Origin of the sequence: Chitinophaga sp. Cy-1792 (assembly GCF_011752935.1) — a bacterium.
GTDB lineage: Bacteria > Bacteroidota > Bacteroidia > Chitinophagales > Chitinophagaceae > Chitinophaga.
Genome location: NZ_VWWO01000001.1, coordinates 3,309,680 through 3,335,253, shown reverse-complemented (window position 1 = coordinate 3,335,253; position 25,574 = coordinate 3,309,680). Strand labels below are relative to the sequence as shown.

Genomic DNA, 25,574 nt, shown 5'->3' with positions numbered 1-25,574 from the left:
CTTTAATAATTTATATAAAGTAAAAGGCGGTGTCTACAATGTAGACACCGCCTTTTACTTTATTATCCCTGTCCGGCTACCGGACAATGGTGATGAAGCCTTTAAACTGTGGTTTACCGGCTCCCATATCAATGATATAGTAATAAGTGCCTTCTGCCAGCGGACTACCATTAACCGTACCATTCCAGGTATTGGAATAATTTCGTTGACGGAATACCAGTCTTCCAGCCCTGTCAAATACTTTCACCTCGTTATCAGGGTACATATCAATATTTTTCACTACCCAGAAATCGTTATGGCCATCGCCATTAGGTGTAAGTATGTTGGTAGATTCCAGTTTGTAATCTTCCTTAACATTAATCGTAATGGCTGCATCTGCCATACATCCCTGATCGCTGGTAACTACCACTTTGTACGTTGTAGTTTGTGCGGGGCGTGCATTTGTAACCGCTCCATTTACATTACTGAGTCCTGTTGCCGGTTCCCATGCATAGGTACCGCCTCCGGAAGATGACAGCGTAATCGTTTCTCCCTTGCTGATAGTAGTAGGGCCGGATGCCTGTATGGTAACTACCGGTAATGGATATACGGTAATTGTAATCGCTCCGGATATTTTTTCCTGACCCTTATAATTCGCTATTACCTGGTAAGCACCAGCTGTAGTGACTTTATAGGCAGATGACGTCGCTCCTGGAATTCTTACACCGTCTTTCATCCAGACCCAGGTAGGAACAACAGATGGAGACGCAGCGGTGCCTTTAAGTGTTACACTGCTTTGATCACAGAAATTGATGGCGCCATCAGGTGTGAGGTCCGGAACAGGATAAGCAGTAACCTCCACTGTCTGGGAAACCGGATCAGCCGCCTCGTAATTATTATCACCAGACTGACTCGCAGTAATAATGACTGTACCGGCAGCACCAATGGTGGCAGTGTTACCGGTAATACTTATCACCGTATTGTTATTGCTTACATAGGTAACTGGCAATCCGGAAGATGCAGATGCCGGAATGGCAAATGCAGGGTCACCTTCGTTTTTACCGGTAACTGGATTAAAAGTGATCGTCTGCTTCGCTTTCCGGATGGTAAGCTGTGCAGCTATATAAGTAACCGTATAATTATTATTACCAGGTACTGCCGGCGTGATGGTATAGGTGCCGGCATCTACTGCCTGTTGTGAATTTCCTGTGTAACTGAGCGTGCCGAGCACATTCTCCTGGTCGTTGTTTACCAATCCCGTATAGTCGGCGCCGTTACCACCGGTATATGGCTGGCCGTCATACGTTTTTTCAGCATTATGTGCGGTGACAGTTACCGGGGCTTTTTGCACCTTGATGGTCGCCTGTACTGCGGTAGCCGGATCAAAGTTTGCATTTCCTGCCTGTTCCGCAACCACTACAACCGGGCCGGCACCTGTGATAGTTACCATGTTACCAGTAACTGTTGCCGGGCCACTAACGATCCGGAAGCTCACCGGCAAGGTGCTGCTGCTGTTAGCAACCAGGGCAAATGGTGCATCACCATAGGTTTTGTCTGCCGGCTGCTGGAAGCTGATGGTTTGCGCATTGGGAACCACTGTCAATGTACCTGCTACGGTTACAAAAGTATAGTTGTCTGCTGCCAGCGTATTCAATGCCACATCAATCGGATAAGTACCTACTACACTGTTGTTATCTGCAATAGTACTGAGTATAGGTGTTCCTCTTACTACAGCAGCATCATCATTATAAACAAATCCTTTGATCTTATAGGTAAAGACAGGGTTAAGCAATTGATAGATTTTCTGTTTATCATCAGCAACTACCGTCAATACCGCCGGCAATACGGTGAAGCTTTGCTGGCGTGGCGTAGCTGCCAGCCAGTTCCTGTCTCCTTCCTGTGTAGCCGTTACCGTTACAGTACCGGTGCCAGTAAGGGTAATGGTATTACCATTAACAGTAGCTGGTCCGGAAACGCTATAGCTTACTGGCAGCCCGCTGCTGGTAGGTGTTGTCAGCACCAATGCAGGATCACCATACGTTCTGTTATTCAGTGGTGCAAAGTTGATGCCCTGGTTGCTCTGAGAGATAGTCAGGGTACCGTGTACCAGGTTAAAGTTGTAATTGGCTGCCTGCAGGGTACCGATTCCCACATTTACATCATACACCCCTACATCAGAAGTGTGTGTAGACGCAGGCGTAATAACTGGTGCTCCGCTAATCACAGTTGGCTGGTCGTTATTTACCAGACCGGAAATAAAGAAGGTGAAGGTTGGATCTCCCTGCAGGTAAGTACGGTAATAATTACCTACGAAGATATCGACGGTTGCCTTAGCAACGTTGAACGTACGTGTTACCGGTGTTGCTGCGTTCCAGGAAGAATTGCCATCCTGGTAAGCTTCAATGGTAACATCGCCGGCGCCAGTCAGTGAGATAACATTACCACTCAGCGTAGCAGGTCCGCTAAGGATGCGGTAAGCTACCGGCAGACTACTGTTACTGGTAGGGGCCAGCTGGAAAGGCGTTGCGCCATAGGTCATATCGGCAGGCTGCGTGAAGGTAATCACCTGGTTACCTTTTCCAACGGTATAGCTACCAGGCACCATTTCGAAATCATAGTTTGCAGCAGCAAGTGATTGCTGTGCCATATATATTGGATAGGTACCCAGCGGGCTGGATATATTAACCGATGTTGAGCCGACAGCTGCGCCACTTACTACTGCCGCTGTTTCATTATAAACAAAGCCATCGAAGTGATAGGTAAGTGCCTCCACAGGCTCCATGTAATTTTTCTGTTTATCATCAGCAATAACCCGCAGGGTCGCTTTCTTTATATCGAAAGTCTGGGTGGTAACTGCTGGCAGATAGTTTGCATCGCCTGCCTGTGTAGCCGTTACCGTTACAGTGCCGGTACCGGTAATTGACAGCACATTATTATTAACCGTTACCGGGCCCGTGGCGGACAATATCACTGGCAGGGAGCTGCTGGCATTGATGGCCGGTGTGAATGCCGGATCGCCATAGGTTTTATCTCCGATAGCCGGGAAATTAATTGACTGAGTGGCTTTGACAATATGCAGCGCTCCTTTAACCAGGTTAAAAGTATAATTGGCAGCGCTGAGCGAACCTGTTGCTACATTAATATCATAGGTACCTGGCGCTGATAGCAGATCTGCAGTGGTAGTGAGATTTGCCACCCCGGTAACTATAGTTTCATCATCGCTGTATTTATACCCGCTGATAGCATAAGTAAACGTAGGCTCGGTTTCGTGGTAGGCACGTGTTTTATCATCGGCAGTAACATTGAGCACTGCCTTTCTGATCGTGAGTGTTTGTGTAACAGCGGTAGCAGCCTGGTAATTATTATTCCCTGGCTGACCAGCACTGATCAGCACATCACCCGCACCTGTAATCGTCAGTACATCATTGGCGATGGTGGCTGGCCCCGACACAATGGTATAGACCACCGGTAAACCACTGGAGGAAGTACCTGTCAGGGTAAATGGCGCGTCTCCATAAGTTACATCAGCCGGCTTGTTAAAGGTGATTGTTTGTGTGGTAGTGCCGATGGTATAGCTGCCGGTTTGGGCGTGGATATTATAATTGCTGTTATTCAGCGCACCAATATTGACAACTATAGGATAGTTACCGGCATCGCTTGCACTGGTGGCGGTAGTAGCAAGAGCAGGTATGCCGCCAAGGACAGCAGGGGATTCATTATACACCAGGCCATTGTAATGATAAGTGAGCGGTACAATAGTTTCGCCATAGGCAGATGATTTATCTTCTGCGACAACAGTCAGTTCGGCGGCATTGATCTGGAAGCTCTGGGTGTAGGTAACAGGGTTGTAGTTATTGTTACCTGCCTGATTTACAGTGACCGACGCACTACCAGCTCCCTGGATGGTCACCAAATTACCTGTAATGGAAATAGGGCCACCCGCTACTGTATATGTCAGCGGTAAGCCACTGGTAACCGTTGCCTGCAAATCAAACGGTGCATCTCCATAAATTTTATCTGGAATGGTAGTAAGAGAAATAGTCTGATTGGCTTTGGTTACAGTATATGTACCAGGTTTCAGGGAGAAGATATAGTTTGCAGACGATAGCGTACCTGCGGTGATATCCACTGTATAGCTGCCTGCAGGTGCATTGGCTGGTGCGTCGGTAGTAAGTACCGGGGTTCCGGTAATGCCGGTAATATCTCCCGGTGCTACCAGGTTGGTTATCTGGTAGATAAATGCAGGTGTTGTACTACCATATGTTACACTTGTATCTTTCGCAGTCACTATTGCTGTTGCCTGGGCAACCTGGATCACAAATGTAACAGGTGTTGCAGCAGGATAATATTCATTGCCTGATTGGGTAGCGCGTACATTAACGGTACCGGCACCTGTAAGCGTAATGGTATTACCATTGGCAGTGGCAGCACCGCTGATGATCTCATAGGTGATTGCAAGTCCGCTGGTAGCAACGGCTCCCGGATCAAAAGGTGCGTCTCCATATGTTTTAGTTACCCCTGTTGGTACGTTGATATTTTGAGTGGCAGGGATAATAGTAAGCGTACCTTTTTGCGGAACGATCGTATAATTAGCGCTGGTAACAGCAGCGGCATCAATGTTTATATCATAAGTACCCGGACGGTCGGTTTGGGAAGCACCAAAAGTGATAACAGGCGTACCGGTAAATACAGTGGCATCATCCGGTGATACAAAGCCTGAATAGGCGTAGGTACCGGCAGGATTAGGCTGACCATACATCCTGGTGACATCATCTGGTTTCAGATCTATTGATTTACGTGCAACCGACACCGTAGTCGTAGTACTGGCCGCCAGGAAGGCATTGGTAGCGGATACGGTAGCCGTCAGCGTTACCGGGCCACCGGCGCCTTTTGCAGTGAGTAAATTATTGGTAACAGATGCTATCGCAGGATTGGCACTGGTGATGGTGATAACGCCATCGCTATTGGTAGAAGGGCCAGGGGCAAGCGTTACATTAGCATCTCCATAAGTAATGGTATTGGTGATAGCAGGGAAAGTGAGGGTAGGCGCCACTGCCTGGTACTCATACGCCCCCGGATCAACGGTAACATTACTGATCCTTGGTTTACCTGCCAGGTCCAATGTCATTCCACCAACCACACTATTATTTCCCCTGTTGATCACCTTACTGGTTACATCCAGGCTATAATCTCCTGTGGCCGGACTTTTAAATGTAACACCTGCGGCTGTAGCGTCCGTGGTAGAAGCGGATGTATAGAAGGAGCCTCCGATCATACTATTCACATAGGTAATCGTGCCAATTGACTGCGTCAGATCATTATTCGTATTCTTAGCAATAATGGAATTATAAACCGACAGACTACCATTACCTCCTACCATATTCAATCCGCCTGTATTTCCTGCGATGGTTGTTTGCCGGAAGGTCAGGTAATTATTACCACTTCTGATGGCATAGTTACCTGGTGTTATACAGGTATTCCCTGCTACCAGTACGTTGGTGAAGGTGATATTGCTTCCGTTGGCATATGGAAGATAGATGCCCGGTGCATTTATAGCCCTGTTACCTACAATCTGCACATTGGTAAAGTCTGCCCCTACAATAGAAGCGGTGACACCCGAAACAAAGCCTGCACCCAAACCAGTAGAATTATTTCCACCGGTAATGACGATATAATCCAGTTTAATACCTGTTGAGGGATTACCGAATACGACTACGGTTGTAGAATTTGCACCAACAATATCTGATCCAGTAAGGGTAATACCATTTGATTTGTTGTTGTCATTATTGTCGAGATCACCGCTCAGTACCGCCATATTAGCGGCGGGAGCTGTACGCGCCGCCGGGGATGCCTCGCCGGCGCCGCCAGGCTGGAAACCGCCATACACGCTTACATTAGCGGGAATCACAAAAGATTTGCTTGCATCTCCTGTACCTGAAGGCAGATAAGTGCCCTTAGCCACCCATATTTGTTTGATATTATTTGCAGGATCTGCGGCCACGAGCAATGCGTCCCTCAATTCTTTCACAGGCTCCTGCCAGGAAGTACCATCGCCAGGATTAGTGGTGCTACCATCCACACGCACAACGCCATTGGCATCCGGGTTTACAACTACCAGGTTGCAAGGCGCCGTTTTAACCAGGTTAAAAGTATCGGGAAAGGTGGTGGAATAAGTATTGTTTTTGTACCAGTTGGTCGTATCCTGCAACAATTTCCTTAAACTGCTGCTTGTTCCAACAAGGGTCGCACAATTATATTTTGCATTCACCGCAAAAGCAGAAGGAAATTTGAGCGGGCCGGATTCAATTGGCATCTCTGAGCGGGAGGAAGTAAGCTCACAGGAACTAATATTGTTAGCAGCATCCCATAACTTTCTATTGACATTAAGGCCGGCAAGGATAGTGGAATAGGATGCAGGGTTGCCTGCGTTATTATTGGTATAGGCAAACAACTGGTCTCCTACCAGGCCCAGACTCACATATGTTTTGAGGCTGGGGTTTGTCAGGCCCGCTGTTTTATTAGTGGCGTATAAACCTGTCGCAGAGCCGATATTGGCAGCAGGATTGTATTTACAACTGATAACCACCTGTGTGCCGGGGGCCAGCCGTGTGCCGGGCGAGGTCCATTGGATGACACCATCAGTTTGTGAACCCATGCCTGTGCCACAAAGTAGCGACTGAAAGGCGCCGGCTGTGTAGCCCAGGTCAGTAAAATAAATCACGGTGTTGGGTGGACAGCTTTTCAGCATTACAAAGGAAAATACATCATTTTGTGTTTTGCCGTCGGTATTGTCGTCGTAGGTATTGATACCTGTAAAAAGCAGGTCTCCGGCGCCTATCTGGGCTTTTGCCACAAATACGGAACAGAGTATCAGGATGGTAATCAGGGACCTTTGGAGTATAAACTTCATACTATCGTTGGAAGTCAGGGATATAAAATAGTTAACGGATTATGCCGCAACATTTGCTATAGGGATATCCTTGCTGCTTAGCCGCAAGGATAGGTATTATTCCAGTTGGAAATAAAAGCACCTTTTACTTCAGACTGCAAGGCAGTCCATTGGTCCAGGGTAGCGGTCATTTCGTGTCCGATCGTCACGTGCATGTTAGCATCAGCATGGGCATACCATAGCGGTGCCAGTGTATGCTGTGTGGCAGGATCGAAAGTAATTGGTCCTCTGGGGCTGTCTATCTGCACCTGTTCCAGGGCTTGCAGCACTCCTTTGGGTTTGTAGCCGTGTGCTGCTTTCCCGCTGGCGATGGCGGCAAGCAACTGGCCAGTTGTCCAGCCATGCATGGTAAAACTGGTGATAGCTCTTTCCAGCGTCTGCGACATCTGCTCCATAAACAATTTATTTGCCGGCAGGTCCACTGCGGGATGCCAGGGGATATAACCCTCCAGGCTACACGATAATTGGATAGGGCCATAATTGGCTACCAGCGCGTCTTCAAATAACATGGGGCCTGCGAATAACTGAAGGTTATCCAATTGTGCAGCAGCGAGTTGCTGCAGGAAGAGGTGTCCCAGTTCGCCGTTGAACAGCGTCAGCAAAGTGGTAACATCCGGGCGTTGTTGCAGGAAAGCTACCAGTGGCGCCACGGTAAATTCTGCCGCTTTGAACCTACTGATAAAGTTATATTCCAGCATCCCGCCGTTGCTGATATAATAATGCGACAGCGCATGACTGACAGGAAAACCGGCCTCAAAGAAAGAGGTACAGAACGCAGCTTTTGTTGCTATGCCGGCTGCCCTGGCTGCTGTTTGCTGACAACAAAGATTATGTTGTAAAGTATGTGAAATTACGTTGGGGTGTGGTTCCCAGCCGTGCATATAACGCGCGCCGGGATGTACGAGTATAATCAGTTTATTGGCAGCCCTGGCGAATTCCGCAACCGGCAGCAGGGATTGCTGATCGGCATACATTACCAAAACATCTACGTCATCTTCCATCAGCATCTTCTCCGCAGCAGCGTATACGGCGTCTTTATCTGTACCAAAACCAATATTGGCGGTAACATATTCAACATCCGTTCCGACATGTGCAAGGCTGGCCTTACAACCTGCGAGAAAATCGTATTGGAGGAGTGGCTGGTAATTAGATTTTGGTAAAAGTATTCCTGTTTTCATGATGGAGATAAAAAGTATATTGGCGCAGATATTTATTAAAACTGTGATGGAAAAACGCCCGCTATCGCAATCATGAAGTTCACTGTCACATACGGCTGCATGATATCAAAAGGTTGTGATCCTCCTGTATAATTTACATCCAGTGTAGTTTTAGTGAGACCACTTGAAACAACGGAGAGGTCGGCCATTTTTATTGGTGGCGACTGTACAACCGGACTATAACTATATTGTACAAGCCCGGGATTGACCGCAGGGTGATTGCCGGTAGCATACATTTGCGTAGCCGGATTCTCTCCATAGGCGGGCATATAAACCTGACCTGTAATTTTATGCGTATGGGGAGGAATATTTGCAACTGACAGCGTTATCCTTTCACTTCCGCCTGCTTCTCCCAATGTAAAGTTATACCCATTCAATTGTCCCTGATGGATCGGTACTCTTCCCTGCAAATTAGGAATCCCGAAATTCTGCACGCCATCCCCACCATAAGTGGTTCCGATCACAGTATATAGTGCCTCATTACCGTTTATTTCCATCAGCTGGCCGTTACAGGGTACCCAACCTATCGGCACTTTGGCCTCTGCGAACAACCTGATTTCTCCTATATATGGAGGTTGCATAATGATGTAATTAAAATTTGTACGTAGTTAGAGTGAAGTAGGAAAATCCCCTACAATTGCGATTAAAAAAAAGGTTCCCAGACTTGGCTGGACGTTATTTACCATGACCTGCGAAGAACCTGTGTTCTCCAATGCCATGTTATTGACAAGGTCCATCCCACCTATTCCTCCTACCGGTGCACCATAAGCGTTACCTGTGGCTATGCTACCAAAATAGGCATTAGCCGGGCTGGCAGTGGTAGCCACATCTCCCACAGGAAGTGACATGGCTTTGGCAGAAAAAGTATGTGTATGGTACGGCAGATTATCAATAGTCAATGTAGTCGTCAGGCTTCCTCCTTTGTCTCCAAGCAGACGTTCCGTCAGGCCAAGCCCTTGCCCCTGGCCAATCACTGTTGCATCCATCAGATTAGGTAATGCAAAGTTTGTTTTGCCATCTCCGCCGTAGGAAATACCCAACAGGCTAAACAATGCCGGATACTGCTGAATAGAGACTATTTGTCCATCACAAGGTAACCAGCCAACGGGTACATAACCAGGATTGTATCCCACCATCATTATCTCTCCGAGATAAGGCTCAAAAGACATATGCTAAATTTTAAGATCTGTTAGGAAATGCTCCTGTAAGCGCAATGACGTAATTAAGGACCAGGTATGGCATCATATTATTGTATCCATTGGCATTCCCTGTATTTAAGGTATATGCAGGATTCATATCCAGGAGGTCAGCTGCTGCTACAGGTTTCATCTGCTCGTCCATACCTGCACTGAAGGCCGGCAAGGCATTACTGACAGGTACGCTGGCAACGGGTGAAGTAGTAGTTGCAACATTGCCTGCAGGCATGATAATATTTCCTTTCAGGGTGTGCGTATGTAACGGTAACTGTGCGTTGGTCAGGGTATTGGCAACATTACCTGTGGGAATTCCTGCGTTAAATGATGTTCCCCTATGAACAGGGGCCCTGCCACGAAAATCGGGCAGCTGAAAAGTAGTTTTTCCATCCCCACCATAAGTAGTTCCCAGCAATGAAAAAAGTGCGGCGTATTGCTGGATAGATAATGTCTGCCCGTTGCATAGGGCCCAATTTCTGGGGGCAAAGTTGAAAGACACGATCATTATTTCGCCTAGAAATGGTTCTGTGGCCATGAGAATCTTTTACGGTAAGGGATTAGTGCTGTCCTGGTATTAATAACCTGCAAACCTAAATAAAGATTCGGAAATCTGCAATCTTTTCTAGTAAAAAATGAGAAAATGATAGTTTACGGGAACGGATATACGATGAATGCCATTTTCGTATATCCACTATATTTAGTCTGCCGGCTACTCCAATATTTTATAAACAATACAAGTTTGCCTATATTTAAGTATTCCCAAATTCAGCCTCCCTATATGATGAATAAGATAAAGTATCTACTCCTTATCACACTCGCAGCCTGTTCCCTGCATGTCAGGGCCCAAAACATCTTTCCGGTAAAACTTGACAATTGCAGCGCCTCACATTTCTGCCTGGACTGCGGCAATCCCAAGGCGGGATATGACGAAGCAGCATTCGCAGCACTACTGGATAAATTAAATGAGGAATTAAACTTAACAGGCATGCATGGCGATGTGATGTTCCAGGTACTCGTCAGCGCCAAAGGACGGGGCTGTGTTTTAAGTCACACAGATATATCCGATAACCCTGTTACAGCCAAAATTATAGCCGCACTTAATAAGTTTAAAAAGTGGACTCCCGCAATTTCCAAGGGGAAAATAGAAGAAAAAACGTCTATCAATCTCCTCTTCACTATTAATGATAATAAAATCACCGGACAAATTCAACGGGTAAATATGGCAGATTTCCGGAAATCATTCGACAGGCCTGCTGACCCGGAGATCTACAACAAAACCTATCAATACAAAAATGAAAATTTAAAAAACTATACCATAACATCCTGGACTTCGGGCAACTCCACGCTGCCCAATAATATGATTGACCATATTACCATAGATAAACCGGGCCTGATTTGGCTTACCGTAGATGATGGGCTTGTAACCTTTGATGGTAAGGAGTTTAAAAATGCGGAACAAAATATTACCCCCAAAGGAAAAGCGTTTTCGTATTACGCGCTGGCTACCGACAATCAGAATGTTAAATGGGTATATGGTACCAGGAACATCTATAGTTATGATAATACAAAATGGACCAGGTATGATGCTGCTGAAATTGGTATTGACGGCGCCTATAACATTATCAATAATCCTACAACCGGCGAAGTATTTTTCTGTTCCGATGAAGGCATAACCATATATAAAGATGGAAAATGGTCTAATATCAACAAAAGCCAGTTTAAAGACCTGTCCTCCAATCGTGTAACATTTGCCAGAAGAGATTCGAAGAACAGATTATGGATCGGTACTTTCAGCGGCACTGCCATGATTGATGAAAATAATAAAATGACCAATTTTGAAAAGACAGCGACCGTATTAAAAGGTAAATGCATCACCTCTATGGATGAAGATGAAAATGGAAATCTTTATTTCACACTTTTTGAATACGACAAAGGAGAAAAAGGAAAAATAAACGCCGATGAAGGTATTGCCATCAGAAATGCAGATGGCTCCTTCAAACAGTTCACAACAGATAATTCTGGAATGCCTTTTAATCATACCACCTGCGTGCTTTACGACAAAAAGGAAAAAGTGCTGTGGATATCTACAGACAGAGCAGGCTTAATAAGATATGACCTGAAAGATAACTGGGAAAATTATCATAACAAAAATTCTACAATACCCACCTCCTATATTTCAACCATGGTATTTGACAACAATGGTGTGCTGTACCTCGCAACCAGACAGGGATTAGTAAAAGTGGAAAGAAAATAGATATTCAGGATATCTGACATTTTCATTCAGATAAAAAAGCGAAAAGAATATTTTCTTTTCGCTTTTTTATTCATTGATTCCAAAGTTCATTTTAATAATTATTTTTCCAAAATGTTGCATTTGGATTGATTGCCCCCAATTAAATCATACCAACTTCTCCAGCTGTTTTGTATCTTACGCGCCATTTTTAAGCGTCATGTCCAACCAACAGCTACGGCTATTCTATTTTATTATCCTGCTATTCATATCCCAGAAAGGATTCCCTCAACAGCGCCATCAGCGGACTATAGACAGCCTGCTGCTTGCAGACAGGCAGTTCCCAACCGATGATAGGGCCAGGGTGGAGCGTTATGAACAACTGCTCAGGTTCTATGGCAAACTTGGCAGGGAAGACATGGCAGAAGCCTATGCCAACAAAGCAATCAGGCTGGCAGAACAACTTAAATTGCACAATGCCATCGGGGATACTTATTATCACCTGGGGTTCTTTTATCAGAGTCATGGTAACTTTATAAAGGCAGAAGAAATCTACAATAAAGGCATCCGAAAAGCCAGGGAGACAGGATACAAACAGCTATATGGCGACATATATTATAACATGGGTGCCATGTACGCCAGCTGGCCCGATTACAACAAGGCACTTAATGCCAACCTCGAAGCCGTGGCTGTATATCATGAACTCGGCGACACCCTGGACGTAGCCGGATGCTATGAAAATATTGCCGCCTGTTATAAACAGCTCGAGCAATATAAAACTGCCATTTCCTACCTGGAGCAGGCTGCCCGGATCTTCCGGCATTCACAAGGAGAAGAGTACGGACTGGCACTTTGCTATGCAGACCTGGGCGCCAATTACTGCCTCGCCAATGAAAATGAACTGGGCATAACAAAGGAGAAAAAGTACCAGCAGGCAAGGGACTACCTGAGTAGGTCACTGGAACTAGCCAGTCCCATAGGCGATCCACCATTGATGTCGAATATTTACCGGACCCGTTCCATGTTATTTAATAGAAATGGTATGCCCGCCGAAACACTGGAAGCCCTCCAACAGGCCATTGTCTACGATAAACTGATTACCAACAGACAGGATTATGCCACCGACCTGCTGTCGCTGGCCGACTTCTATATCGCCCATCAGCAATACAATGAGGCCTCTCCCCTGTTACAGGAAGCCCTAAAGATAGGAACTGAACATAATTTCCCCCTATTGCAGCGGGATGCCAACCTGGCACTGAGTAGCCTCGCAGAAAAACAGCAGCATTTCATAAAAGCGCTGGAACATTTTAAAGCCTATATCAGTTTCCGCGACCAGGTTTTCAATGCAGAAAAAGAAAAGGAAATTACCCGTAAACGCCTGCAGCTGGATTTTCTTATTAAAGAGAATGATTATAAAAATAAACAACAGTTGATGAACCTCGCCCTGCAAAAGCGAACCCTCGAAGCCCGGGAACAAAAGCAGGAACTGGAATTAAAAGAAAATGAAATCAGGATTGAAAAACTGGCTTTCCTCCAGCGACAGGCATCATTGGAAAAAGAAAAATTGCAGCAGGCAGGTGAACTCGAACGTCAACGCCTAAACGCCCGCCTGGACAAAAAATCCAGCGATGAAAAAATTCTGAAAGAAGAAAACAAGACCCGGCTGAACCGCAACCTCGCCATATTCCTCGGTATATTGACCCTGGCATTATCTGGCGCCGCGCTGCTGGTTTATCGTGCACAGCAAAAAACGAAACAGCTGAACCTCCTCGTGCTATCTCAAAAAGCAGCACTGGAAGAATTAGGGAAGGTCAAAGACCGGATCCTGGGAATTGTCAGCCACGACATGCGGGCGCCTGTGAATTCCCTGATATCCTTTACCAGGCTACTGGAACATGGAAACCTCCCCGAGGAAAAACTAAAGGCATATACCCTTAGTCTGAGCCAGACTTTAGGTCATACCTCCTCTATGATGGAAAACCTGCTAAACTGGGCCTATAGCCAGATGCAAGGGTTCAGGCCCGACCTGAAAATATTTCAGCCAGGCCCTATCGTACAGGAACTGGTAGCTTCTGCCGGCAGAGATGCCGCCCTGAAAAACCTCGATCTCTCCTTTACGCAGGAAGCCGGCGTCATGGCCTATGGAGATATGAATATGCTGTCATTGATCGTCAGGAACCTCCTGAACAATGCCATAAAATTTACCAGGGACGGAGGACGAATCGCTGTCAGCATTGAACAGAGCGCCCAACATATAAAGATATATATAGCTGATACAGGCGTGGGACTGGAAGAAAAACAGTTGCAAATGTTCAATAGCAACACAGGTATCCAACCAGGTCGCAGCACTGCCGGCACCAATAGTGAAAAAGGAATGGGGCTCGGACTAACCCTATGCAAAGCCTTTGCTACCATGATGCATGCACAATTAACCGCTATCCCGAATGGCAGCCAGGGCACCATATTCGTGCTGGCCATGCTGTGTGGCACGCCGATTGGTTATCCGAAACAGGAAGCAGCCAATAACTAAAGCCCTTCCTTCCTTGCTACCCTGTTGAGTGTACGGCTGCTGATCATTTGTAGCAATCCATCCCTGTAGGACGGACTTAGCGGAAGATTTACACCTCCCTCCAGTATTATCTCATAGCCGTTTACACTGGCTATTTTATTAAAGTTGATGAGGTACTGCTTGTGAACCCTTACAAAGAAACCGGGCAGCTGCAGTACCAGGTTTTTGAGATTGATCAGCGCGGTATACGTAAGTCCTTCGCTGGTACGCAGTTTCGAAAAATCGCCAAAACTCTCTATAAAGATAATATCCTCATAATTGAGGCGTACATATCCTTTACTGTCTTTGATAAAGAAAAAGTCATCGCCGGCCTTTTGCTCCATTTCTGCCAACTGCGCCTTCTTCTGCAGGTCCAGGTGCTCCACCGCCTTATTAACCGCCTTTATCAACCGGTCCATACTCACCGGCTTGGCGATGAAATCCAAAACATCGAGTTCAAAACTCTCCGCCGCATGCTCCAGGTGCGAAGTGATGAAGATGAATAAAGGCGGATCTTTCAGCCCTTTCAGCAGGTCTATGCCTGAAATATCCGGCATGTCGATATCTGAAAAAATTATATCAATTTTCTCATTAGACAATAGCTTAAAGGCTTCCGCGGCATGTTTGCAGATGCCTTTAACCTCCAGCAGACCTATTTTAAGGAGATACATTTCCAACAGATCCCGCTCAATAATATTGTCCTCGATAATCACACAGTTATATTTCATCACCGATAATACATTAATTATCTGCAAATATATAAATCTGGTTAATCCTAATGAACATTACCATCTGGTAAAGCGTCATTTTCGACCAATAGCGGTAAATTCCAGACAGAGCCCCCTTTTCATATACTGATTCCCCCTCCTGATAGATTATTTCAGCAGGGTTGTCTACTCGCCGACTTTTAAATGCAATTTTTTTTCACATTTGCGGCCATAAATATTGAAAATGGGAACCGCATTGCTAATAGCCAGTCTGCTGGCAATATTCAGCGCAGATTATTACAAAAAGCTCCTACGTATAAAAAGAGCGGCGGACCATGCAACTGAATGTATTAATGCCGTAATAGAAAGACGTTACGATATGATCCCAAAGCTCGTCAATGCTGTAAAATCTTACATGACTTACGAAAACGATGTGCTGAATAAACTGATGACCATGCGTACCAAAGGCCTTTCAGACAATACCAGCGAGGCGGAAACATTGATCATCAACAGCAGGATTACCTGTGCCTTCAAACATACCTTAACAGCCATGGAAAGTTATCCGGAACTCATAGAACAGGATAATTTCCCGTCCCTCCGGGAAAGGTGCATAGATATGGATGATTATATACTGGCTTCCGGCAGGTTCTATAACAACGCTGTAATAGCATACAATCATCATATAAAATCATTCCCGGGTAATCTGATAGCACTATTAACAGGTTACAAATCTAAACCCCTGCTGGATGTTACCGAAGAAGAAACCAGGACAACAACCGTAAGAGTCCTGTTCTACCATCAGCTATAAAAGACAAAATATATTATTACCCCCGACATTATCACAAAAACCCGTCCGGTTCGCCCCAAAGAAGAAGCCTCCACTGTTTGTCAGTCGGAGGCTTATTTCATTTTCTAAAATATTATTGCATCATCGTGTATCCTTCAGGTTTATATTCACCTTATCGCCATCATTCTTAATGGTCACGTATTCCTCTATTTCTGCGGTGGCGCCGGTAGCACCATTGCCGGTATTATACACGTTGCTGGACGACAGCACTGCACCACTCGGGTGCATTAAGTAGTTGGTACCTGCATAATAGGAATAGGAGTACCTGTGCGTGTAACCAAAAGACGTCCATAAGATGTATTCCCCTGGCATCAGGTTGGTAAATTCGAAATGCCCTTTGTCATCGTAAACGGTCGTTTTTTTAATACAGCCTGCAACGTTAGGGTCGATAGGTACTTCAGACAGCTTCTTTCCTTTCCTGATCTTTTTATTGACAGCCTTCCACTCGTCGAGGTAGTTGGAGTTGGGCAGTATGTAAATGGCGGTTCCCTGCGGTGCAAACTGCGCTTTTTTGATATTTATCACCTGTATGTTACTACCGCTATGGTCTCTGGCAAAGGCGGTTCCCATAATCACGCTGTTGCCATTCTCCAGTTTTTTGAGGTTGGCCACTTTATCGAAACGCGCTTCTATCGGCTGATAGTCCAGCTCTTCATTGACACAAATCTCCGTCGTGCCTCCACCTACAGGCATCTCCCTTTGCCAGATCCTGTAATCTTTTTTATCGATGACGTAGGTATATATCGCGTTCGACTCTACTTCCAGCACATTTACCAGCCAGCTATCATGCTTACCGGTTTTAGGGGAGCGCTGTACATAACTTTTCACATCTTTAATAATGTAATTCGACAAAACGCTGTCGGGACTTTTATCATAGTAAAATTGCGTTATTTCTGCCTTGTACCCTACGTCCAGCGGCAACGAGGTAAAAAGTAATTCCATGAAGTTGAAATCAACAAATTTCCCCGCAGGCTTAATGGTTAGCTGCTGGTCTTTATTGGTTTTTACGTCGTGGTATTTGCCAGTAACCGGATTGCCAAATTTGAGGTCCAGCGAGTTTTTAAGGCCGGCAGACTTATAACTGACAGGGCTCAACGTTTTTGCATCGGCCACAGATGTACGGTTTCTATACCAGACATCCTTGTCATCAATATAGTCTACTGCAAGTTTCAGTTCATTGCCTGTAACTGTTAAATCATTGGTATAAGTTCCTTTCTTTTCCCAGTTATTATCTTTTACATAATAGATGGTGTACAGCGATTTCCCTGGTTTCAACCGGCTGGTGTTGATGTCCGGATGTCCGGGTAAAACAGTTTTTTGCGCGAAGCTGGCCAATGGTAATACCAGCAGGAACATAGGTTTTAATAAAATTCGCATGAAGTCCGTATTTTCTTACCTGATAATGTTCGAGCCTATATCAGTCCACCTCCTGGTGTAGTTACTGTGCAGGATGGTCTTTAAGATATGGCTGGTTCTTAAAATATGTTATAAACGAGGGGTAAAAATAAAAACTTTCCCCTTACTTTAAAATAGTAAGGAGAAAGTTTTTATGCAGTAGATCATTGGAAAAAGTTAGTCATCCATTCTTTTCCCGTTTTTTATAATTTATCTAGATAATTATATTATCTCACATACCGCTCCAAACTATCCACAGACATACATCTTAAAATAATTATTATTTTTACATATAAAAAATATAACTGAAACGGGTATACCAAAACTATTTTTCCGGCCTTAGCTGCTTCATATCTTTCAGTACACCCCTGGCCACAAAAAACAGCAGCACAACAATCACGATGATCCCCGCCCATATCCACCAGGCGCTGTTGAAAAAGGATTTTTCTGCTACCGGCACAGCTACCTGTGCGGCCAAAGTATTAAAGTGATCATCCACGATGACAGGCAGATGCCGGGGGATATCTTTACTAAAATAATCCAGATCGTACTGGCCTGGCGGAATTCCTTCCGGTGCACCTTTAATGTAGTATTGACGGCCCTTTTCCAGGTATACCGTCAGCCAGACATCAGGTTGCCAGACCGCTATTTCGTCTATTACCAGCGGCGGATTATCTTCATTATCTATTTGCAGGTACAACTCTTTTGTCTTTACCGGCTCTTTCAGGATAATACTGTTTGGCTGATCGGACGACAGGTAGAAAGATGCCAATGTTCTCATGGTAGCCGGCGCGTCTTTTTTGTCTCCCACAATTTTCTCCTGCAACGCCATCCTGCGGTGATAGAGGGCCGGCGATTTAATAGCAATGGCCAGCTTGCCCACCAGCGAGCATTCCGGCAGGTGTATTACCACCTGTGTAGTCCTGACCTTACTATTGGTAGTTTGCAGGAAATGAACAGCCGGCAAACGCACAAAACCCGCCGGAGCTGCTACCTGCTGCCTGTAATAGCCAATACTTTTTATCATCAGCGGCGATGACAACGAGTCGTCGATCACTACTGACAACCAGCGGTACGAGAGCAAAGGCAGCATTTTTCCTATAGCCGACACCGTAGGATCGCTTGTTGGCAGCCCTGCGCCCGGATCCATCATATACGTTCCCTGCACCGCATACCAGTGCGCCTTATCATCACTGCCATCAATACGTATCTGTTTCTCTACATTGGTATTTTTGTACAGGAAGATAAGCTGGTCCAGCTGAACACTGTCTTTGTTATGAATAATAAGGACGGTACGCCTGCCTTCGCGCGTACTGCTGACAATTTCCAGCGGAATAAAACTGGTAGCGTCATAGGCCAGCTGCTGCTGCTTTGCCAGGTAAGGCACCGTGGTACTATCATTCACTATCCTGAAATTGGACAGGTCAGGATAATTCAGCTGCCCCAGCAACGCCGGCGAAGGAGAAATATGATAAAACCCGCTGGAGTCTACTTTAGGTAAACGCGCCTCCCAGGTATAATGCAGCGGTTTCTCCTGTGCCTGTGCAGTAGCTGCTAGCAGCAGGAAAATAATAACGCGCAGGTATCTATTCATGTGTAGTTTCATCAATGGTGGCAATTTCATCTGCCATTAATAATTTTTTCAAACGTTGGTACATAAAGGAGATAATCAGCAATATTACTCCCAGGGAGATAAATGCAGCGATCTTTCCTCCTTCTCCCAGGCCCGTAAAATCAAAGAGGAACAACTTAGCCAGCGTAACTCCGAATACCGCAATAGCAATAATCCTGACAGTACGTGATTTCCACTTCAGTCCCAGGTACATGAGTACAAACGCATATACACCCCATAAGATGGCATATCCCACACGTTGCGTACGATATAATACCGCATCCTGACTACCTGCATCTGCATGACTAAAAAACACCACCACATGATCCAGCCCCGCGCTGATAAGATAAAGAATGATCACCGCAAAGGCCCAGTACTTCCCGGTATTGAGTGCCCAGCTATCTATCCGCTTCAGCGCTTTCCATAACCGGAACAGCATTATACAAAATAACATGAGCATGATATCATGCACAAAGAAAGTGATGGTAGGCATTTGACCTGCCAACACTGCAGAACGGACATCTATCGAAGCAGGGTTATAAAACAGCGGATATAACAGGATATTTATGACACACAAAATAGCAGCCAGCTTCACAAAAACGATTCTCTTATTACGTAGGTATAGCAGCAGTAATGTTAAAGCCAGTGAGTTATAAGCCCCGAGAACCACCGGCGTCAGTTTCCAGGAATAAAAACTGACCTGGTAATAAATTTCGTGAAAGAATACCAGGTAGCAAAGTATTCCCGTAATAACAGTAAGGAACGTACGAAATACAGGAACAGACAAACTATCAATAAATGGCTTTGTTTCATCTTCCTTCCTGGATAACCGCACGAGCATAAAATGCGCTACCAGGACCACTATTCCAGTGATGAAAGCATGATTCAGGAAAGGCATCCTGATAGCTGAACGCGCATAATACAACTGCGCCCAGTCCATCACCAGGCTACCCAGCATGAGTATATGCACGATAGCGCCGGCATACTTTATCAGTACGATACCTGATTTCTGCCAGAGCCACAGCAGCAGCACCGTTTCGGCAGCCCAGAAGAGTGTAATATAGTTACCATGAAGCTGAACAGGTGCGGTCAGACTGGCAAAAGAAAGTACCAGTCCGATCAGCAGGAAAATAAGTACCTTATCTACACGTTGATTACGGTAAAGACTATACGCAAATATGCAGTTAAACACTGCCACCAGTGCCGTAAAGAGGCCCTGTAATTGCTCCTGTCCCATATTGTGCAGCAGCACCATACCGGCCGCATAGTAAAAGAGCGTATTACTCAGCAGGATAGTGATATTCAGCCAGGCAAACCGCTGTTGGTTGCGGACATTATTGATGATATTCATTACAAAAAATACCACATAGAAGCAGGTACCGAAAATCAGGCCTGCAAGGTAATGCGGCGGTTTGCCCGGATCGCCTCCGTTCATCTGCCAGCTGAGCCATCCACCAAATAACACCACAGTAGCCACATAGCTGATAACATTTACGACATTCCATTTTTTATACCAGGCAGTAACGATCATGCCTATATTTAAAATCAGGATATAGGTAAATAAAGCAATGATATTACCGTTGCCGGTGCTAACAAAAAACGGTGCACCAAAGCCGCCCAGTACCGCTATCACCGCCAGTTCCTGCCTGTCATAGGCCACAGACAGCAATACGGTAAACGCTGTCACCAGTATCGTTAGTCCGAATGCAATACCCTGACTGAAAAGATGGTACTGATGAAAAGCAATGGAGATCGTGAAATATAATACCGCAACACCACCACCTACCAGCACAGAACTGAAGGCTGCAAAGGTTTTCCTCAGCCGATAGGATAATCCCAGTAAGAGGCCGGCGGTAATAAATCCTATAAAGGTCCTCCCGATTTCATTGATCCAGTCTTTATCAATAGCATATTTTAAGAAGAAGCCAATACCGAGTACCAGGATGGCAATACCAATTTTATTAAAGAGATTCTCACCGATAAACTTCTCCAGATCAGGGTTACGCTCCCAGAAGCCCGGTGTCGAAGGTATGTCTGACAGTAAATTTTCAGGTTCTATTGCAGTAGTCACTTCCGGCACAGTAATTTTCTGCGATGGTACTGCAGCGGGTGGTATATTTACCGGTAATGGCGGTATTTCTCTTACCGGTGGTGGCATCAACTTATCCTGTACCGGCTTTGGAGGCGCCGGAGCGACAGGTCGCACCTGTGGTGTGACAGGTGGAACGCTTGTCGTAATAACAGGTTTATCTTTCGGTGTTTGCAATGTCTGTTTCAATAACCCTTCCAGGTCATCCAGCCGGACATTAAGCTGCTCCAGACTTCTGGTAGTATCACCCTTAAATGTAAAGAGTATCACCAGCACCAGAACCAGGAATAAAAATATAAATACTTCAATCATAAGTACAGGCATAGCATTTGGTCTGCTTTAAATATAAGGATCTGCGGGAATCAGGGAATAGCAGGAAGAAATTTTAACAACCTGTAAAGAAATTCCGGTCAATGATTGGCGCCGATATGAACAACAAAATGGGCTGATCAAACTACATGTTGATCAGCCCATTCATTGGAAAATACTTTTATTACTTAGCCTTCGTTTCTATATAACTCACAAGGTCTCCTATGGTTTGCGTATTTGTCATCTCATCGAGGTTTAATTTTACCCCAAGTTTATTTTCCAGTTTGGATGCAAGCTGAACGGCCAGAATGGAGGTCATCCCCAACTCACTAAATGTGGTGGCAGGATTGATGGCTGTCTCAGGAACACCAGTCGCAGTGCTGATTGTGTTGATCACATTTGATTCAGTAGGCTGTGCCATAAAACATGGTTTTTTGAAGGTGATAGAATGTTGAAACGGTGGTTATTCCTAAAAAGAAAACAACAACGTTTACAACCCAAAATGGTTCAAAAAAAGCACGCCCCTGATTATATGTTACAACGAATTTCCAGCCGTAAGACATATGCGCTTATTTAAGCAGCCCCATTTGATTCAGGCGGTAAGCGGCATCCATCAGCATTTCGCCACTCAGTTGCTCGGTAAGGTCACTGTTTGTGGCAGGAACTGTCCAGTCTTTGTTGAAGATCATCTGCGGTTTGGAGGTGCCTTTCTGCCAGAGTGTTTCTGCATTCAGCTGCAGGAAGCTGGCAAACTTAGCAGCATCCGTACTACTGATACTTCCATCCGTAATCAGCAACATCAGGTAACGCACCAGGATACCTTTAAACAGGCCACCATCACCATTGCCTTCACTATTGAGTATATTCGATTTGGTGAAGGTCCCACCCAGCGCATTATTGGCGGTCTTCAAGGCATCGTTTAAATAGGTGGCTTGCCCGGTGAGCTTATACAATTCAACACCTGCGCCAATAAACACGCCCTGGTTGTAGGTAAAGTTCCAGTTTTTTACTACGTTACCACTGCCATCCTGGTTGATACCATCCCATACCAATCCGCTGACAGGATCTACCAGTACAGCTTTCTCCCAGTCGTAAATTTTTTTGGCCCAGGCGATATCATCCGGCTGCTGTGTAATGGCATACATTCTTGCGGCAATGATGACTGCGGGTGCATTGGCAGGTGTATTTTTATAGTTTTTAGAGAAATCCTTGTTCCAATGGATGCCGCCGCCCCATACCGCGTCCCAGCCTCCTTTGATATCATTCCAGAGCAGTACGGCCACATCTTTATATTTAGTGTCACCTGTTGCCTCAAAAGCTCTGAGACAAGCCAGGGTCATCCACTCCATATCATCATAAAAATAGTTGATATAAGTATTACCGTTCTTTACTTTCATTCCGGCAAGCAGGTCATCCATCCTGGTTTTGATGGCCGCATCACCGGTACGGATATACGCATCTACCAAAACATCCAGCGCATGGGCATTGGGCCAGTAATTGAAGGTGGTATTTCCGTTATTATTCTGGTTAAAGTATTTATCCTGGTTCCAGTAGTTGTTTAGCAATCCCTTTAAAGATGAATCGGCTATCTGCGACCAGTTGAATACATATCTTGCTTTGCCGGCGCCGGGGCCCGGCCCATCATCTACCGGCTCTTTCAAACATGCTGTGCAGGCCAGCAGCGGAAACAAAAATGCTAAATAAATGAATCTTTTCATGGCTAAACCTATTTAACGATAACTTCGTGTGTGTAATTTTTATCAGCAGAGAAATAAAGGTTGATATCACAGTTATGCATATCTGCTTCTGCTGCAAACTTGTAGCAATAATTCCACTGATCATTGTTACTGATCGGAATCAGGTACCAGAAACTTAGCGGTGAAGCGGAAGTCGGGCGGTTGTTATCAGCATTGGAACTGCCGATCCATTCGCTGCCTGTATTCCCATCACTATCTACCGTGGCTATACGAAATTTATATCGTTCATCACGGCCCCAGCTTTCCTGCTTGAAGGCGATGGGCTGACTTTTAATACTCCAGGTGCTATTACCGGCATAGTTAATTTCACACTGCATTACATTTAAAGGAGCAAACCATAAACCTATACTGGTAATAGTTGTTACATTAGACGCCGCATTGTTGAAGTCCAGGCGAATACGGCATACTTTAAGCCCCGTGGTCTGTGCATTTTCTCCGCCTTCTATTACAGCATTTCCTGTCAGGGAATAAGTGGAAGGAGTGCCGGTATTTCTATCTGTAAAATGATATTTACCATTTTTCAGGGAAGTATAAATTTCAAAGACACCAGGAGAAGTGGATTTCATTTTCAAGGCATTCCCGAGTTCAGCACCTGCCTCTGTGGCATCGCCGGTCAGATAAACATCTGCAGGTATTTCAGCAAAACCATTTGGCCGCTCCACTTCAATTAATTTTGTTTCTGCTGCTTTCTGAATATTGTACCCTTTCGATGCAAAAACCGTCCATTTCAGTTTACCTGTTGCCAAAGAGAGAATACCAGCCTTACCGGCAATGCTGTTCAGGTCTTTATGAGAGAGCGTCAGTTTGTTCTGCACACCTCCGCCATCTGAAGTATACCTGGCTACCGGATTAGAGAAATCGCCCCCTTCTTTATCAAAAGCTACTTCATACAACACCAGTGAACCATCTTCTGCACGGGCCTGGTCCCACTCAAAGCTGGTAGTGGCACTGGTAGTGGGTTGCAGCTTGATATATTTATTATCCAGCGGTGCCGTCAGCTTTGGTACCGGCTGAATATTGGTATTTAAGGAATAATCATTCTTCTTACAGCTGAAAAATAAGATGCTGCCTACGATAAGGAAAAGATATTTATGCATATTAATTCAGTTTTTAAATAGAGAAATTACCAATCCTGGTTTTGTGAAAGATTTTTATTCTGGTCCCTTTCTGCGGTCGGAACCGGCCACAGATAATGCTTCGGATCAGTAAAAACCCTGTTCTCGACAATGATATATCCGCGCGCATCTTTATTGAATGCGCCGGAGCTTACCCGGATACCTCTTACGGGTCTGCTTAACACAGTAGCCGCAATTTTCCAGCGTCGGATATCCAGCGTACGCAATCCTTCGAATGCAAACTCTGCTCTTCTCTCCCGGCGAATCAATGTTTGCATGGTTGCCTGGTCCATGGCAGCATTATACACGGTAGCACCTGCATCTGCAAAGCCTGCACGGGTACGGATTGGCTGAATGGTCTGTCCCCAGACAGCAGCATTCATTTGCCCCAGTTCATTTTTTGCTTCTGCATACATGAGCAATACATCGGCATATCTGATCAGTATCAGGTTTAGTCCTGAAGAGTAGTTGGTGGCTGTTCTGTCGTAATATTTCTGGAAATAGTAACCGGTAGGTGAAGCGCCCTGGTCATCTACCGTATTGGTAGCAGGCACGGAGCCCGGCTGTGTCAGAATCGTTTGAACGACGCCACTCAGGTCTGTAACCTTCGATCCATGATGGAGTATGGTTGCTTCAAAACGAGGGTCTCTTCCTACATAGGGATTATTTTCATCGTAGCCCGAACCTGCATCCGTAATGGCTTTTCCATTCGCCATGATATAATCATCTACGAGGTCCTGCGTTGGCACCAGCACGCTTCTAAGGGCTGTAACTGTTTGCGGCATAAACTGGCGCTGTTTATCGTATGTTCTGCTTCCGCCATATTGCAGGTCAAAAATCACTTCACTGTTATATTCATTGGCCACGGTGAACAGGTTACTGTAATTACCGAACAGCGCATAGGTGCCATCCGTTGTTTTCCCGATCAGCAATTCACAATCACTGACTACCTGCTGCCATTCGCTGCGGAACAGGTGTACCCTGGCACTCATGGCGATGGCGGCACCACGGGTAACGCGGCCTCTGTCCTGCTGCGCCTGGGCGGTATTTACAGGTAAATCTTTTCGTATATCCGTCAACTCTGTAAGCACAAACTGCTGTACCTTCTCTTTGTCGCTACGGGGTATCGTTCTTGATTCTTCTATGGAAATAAGATTGGTATAAAATGGTACATCACCATAAAAAGAAGAGAGCTGAAAATACGCGTAGGCGCGGATAAACCGGGCTTCTGCAACTATTCTCCGCTTCAGTGTACTGTCGATACCAGGTACCTTATCCATATTCACCACCACTTCATTGCACCTGCGAATGGTGGTATAGTAATAAGACCAGTCATCTTTTACCCGGTCGTTATTACCGTCGTAACCTCCGTTGGAGATGGCATTCACATTCAGCAAACCGGTGCCGTTGTTATATGCATTATCTGTTAAAGCTTCGTCGCCAAAGAAATAATCATCTTTGTAAAGATGTTCATAACAGGCGGTCAATGCATCCAGTCCATCCTGTGCATTACGCCAGTACGAGGCTTCTGTAAACTCTTTTGTCATTGGCTGATCGAGTTTACGACAGGCAAATAAGCCCGTAGCAATCAATATGGTCAGAACAATTTTCTTCATAACAAAATATC

16 protein-coding genes are annotated in these 25,574 nt (G+C 45.4%); 3 read left to right on the top strand and 13 right to left on the bottom strand.

What is annotated here, in order from left to right:
- Positions 1–76: 76 nt before the first annotated feature.
- The 5 genes from F3J22_RS13575 to F3J22_RS13555 form a co-directional block, all read right to left on the bottom strand.
- A complete protein-coding gene (locus F3J22_RS13575; protein ID WP_167018001.1) occupies positions 77–6,889 on the bottom strand; it encodes an MBG domain-containing protein in 6,813 nt (2,270 codons plus the stop codon).
- 77 nt (positions 6,890–6,966) lie between these two features.
- Positions 6,967–8,106, bottom strand: a complete 1,140-nt coding sequence (locus F3J22_RS13570; protein WP_167017999.1) for an ABC transporter substrate-binding protein — start codon at positions 8,104–8,106, stop codon at positions 6,967–6,969.
- Positions 8,107–8,141: 35 nt separating this feature from the next.
- Positions 8,142–8,726: a phage tail protein gene (locus F3J22_RS13565; RefSeq protein WP_167017997.1), complete on the bottom strand. Its 585-nt coding sequence runs from the start codon at positions 8,724–8,726 to the stop codon at positions 8,142–8,144.
- Positions 8,727–8,753: 27 nt separating this feature from the next.
- Positions 8,754–9,314, bottom strand: a complete 561-nt coding sequence (locus tag F3J22_RS13560; protein WP_167017995.1) for a phage tail protein — start codon at positions 9,312–9,314, stop codon at positions 8,754–8,756.
- 10 nt (positions 9,315–9,324) lie between these two features.
- A complete protein-coding gene (locus F3J22_RS13555; protein WP_167017993.1) occupies positions 9,325–9,873 on the bottom strand; it encodes a phage tail protein in 549 nt (182 codons plus the stop codon).
- A gap of 243 nt (positions 9,874–10,116) precedes the next feature.
- On the opposite strand from F3J22_RS13555, the gene F3J22_RS13550 reads away from it, so the two are divergent.
- Together F3J22_RS13550 and F3J22_RS13545 are read left to right on the top strand one after the other, a co-directional pair.
- Positions 10,117–11,592 (top strand): two-component regulator propeller domain-containing protein, encoded by a 1,476-nt coding sequence (locus tag F3J22_RS13550; protein WP_167017991.1) that lies wholly within the window; start codon positions 10,117–10,119, stop codon positions 11,590–11,592.
- A gap of 196 nt (positions 11,593–11,788) precedes the next feature.
- Positions 11,789–14,098 carry a tetratricopeptide repeat-containing sensor histidine kinase gene (locus F3J22_RS13545; protein ID WP_167017989.1) on the top strand — a complete coding sequence of 770 codons (2,310 nt, stop codon included), beginning with the start codon at positions 11,789–11,791 and terminating at the stop codon, positions 14,096–14,098.
- On the opposite strand, the gene F3J22_RS13540 is transcribed toward F3J22_RS13545, so the two are convergent.
- Positions 14,095–14,844, bottom strand: a complete 750-nt coding sequence (locus F3J22_RS13540) for a LytTR family DNA-binding domain-containing protein (protein ID WP_167017987.1) — start codon at positions 14,842–14,844, stop codon at positions 14,095–14,097. The two genes, F3J22_RS13545 and F3J22_RS13540, sit on opposite strands and share 4 nt — an antisense overlap.
- Positions 14,845–15,067: 223 nt before the next feature.
- Here F3J22_RS13540 and F3J22_RS13535 point away from each other — a divergent pair, with 223 nt between their 5' ends.
- On the top strand, positions 15,068–15,631 hold the full coding sequence (locus F3J22_RS13535) for a LemA family protein (RefSeq protein WP_167017985.1): 564 nt from the start codon (positions 15,068–15,070) through the stop codon (positions 15,629–15,631).
- A gap of 120 nt (positions 15,632–15,751) precedes the next feature.
- Here the strand turns inward: F3J22_RS13535 and F3J22_RS13530 are convergent, their stop codons facing one another.
- From F3J22_RS13530 to F3J22_RS13500, 7 genes are all read right to left on the bottom strand, one after another.
- Complete coding sequence (locus F3J22_RS13530; RefSeq protein WP_205195203.1) at positions 15,752–17,047, bottom strand: hypothetical protein; 1,296 nt, start codon at positions 17,045–17,047, stop codon at positions 15,752–15,754.
- Between the two features lie 343 nt (positions 17,048–17,390).
- Entirely contained in the window at positions 17,391–18,659 is a 1,269-nt protein-coding gene (locus F3J22_RS13525; protein WP_167017983.1) for a hypothetical protein, read from the bottom strand.
- Complete coding sequence (locus F3J22_RS13520) at positions 18,652–21,090, bottom strand: DUF2339 domain-containing protein (RefSeq protein ID WP_167017981.1); 2,439 nt, start codon at positions 21,088–21,090, stop codon at positions 18,652–18,654. The genes F3J22_RS13525 and F3J22_RS13520 overlap by 8 nt, the downstream gene beginning before the upstream one ends.
- 169 nt (positions 21,091–21,259) lie before the next feature.
- Positions 21,260–21,496, bottom strand: a complete 237-nt coding sequence (locus F3J22_RS13515) for an acyl carrier protein (protein WP_167017979.1) — start codon at positions 21,494–21,496, stop codon at positions 21,260–21,262.
- Positions 21,497–21,644: 148 nt separating this feature from the next.
- Complete coding sequence (locus F3J22_RS13510) at positions 21,645–22,793, bottom strand: glycoside hydrolase family 76 protein (protein WP_167017977.1); 1,149 nt, start codon at positions 22,791–22,793, stop codon at positions 21,645–21,647.
- Between the two features lie 8 nt (positions 22,794–22,801).
- The gene (locus tag F3J22_RS13505) at positions 22,802–23,929 is read right to left on the bottom strand and encodes a SusE domain-containing protein (protein ID WP_167017975.1); all 1,128 of its coding nucleotides are present in this window, start codon (positions 23,927–23,929) and stop codon (positions 22,802–22,804) included.
- Positions 23,930–23,955: 26 nt separating this feature from the next.
- On the bottom strand, positions 23,956–25,563 hold the full coding sequence (locus F3J22_RS13500) for a RagB/SusD family nutrient uptake outer membrane protein (protein WP_167017973.1): 1,608 nt from the start codon (positions 25,561–25,563) through the stop codon (positions 23,956–23,958).
- Positions 25,564–25,574: the final 11 nt, after the last annotated feature.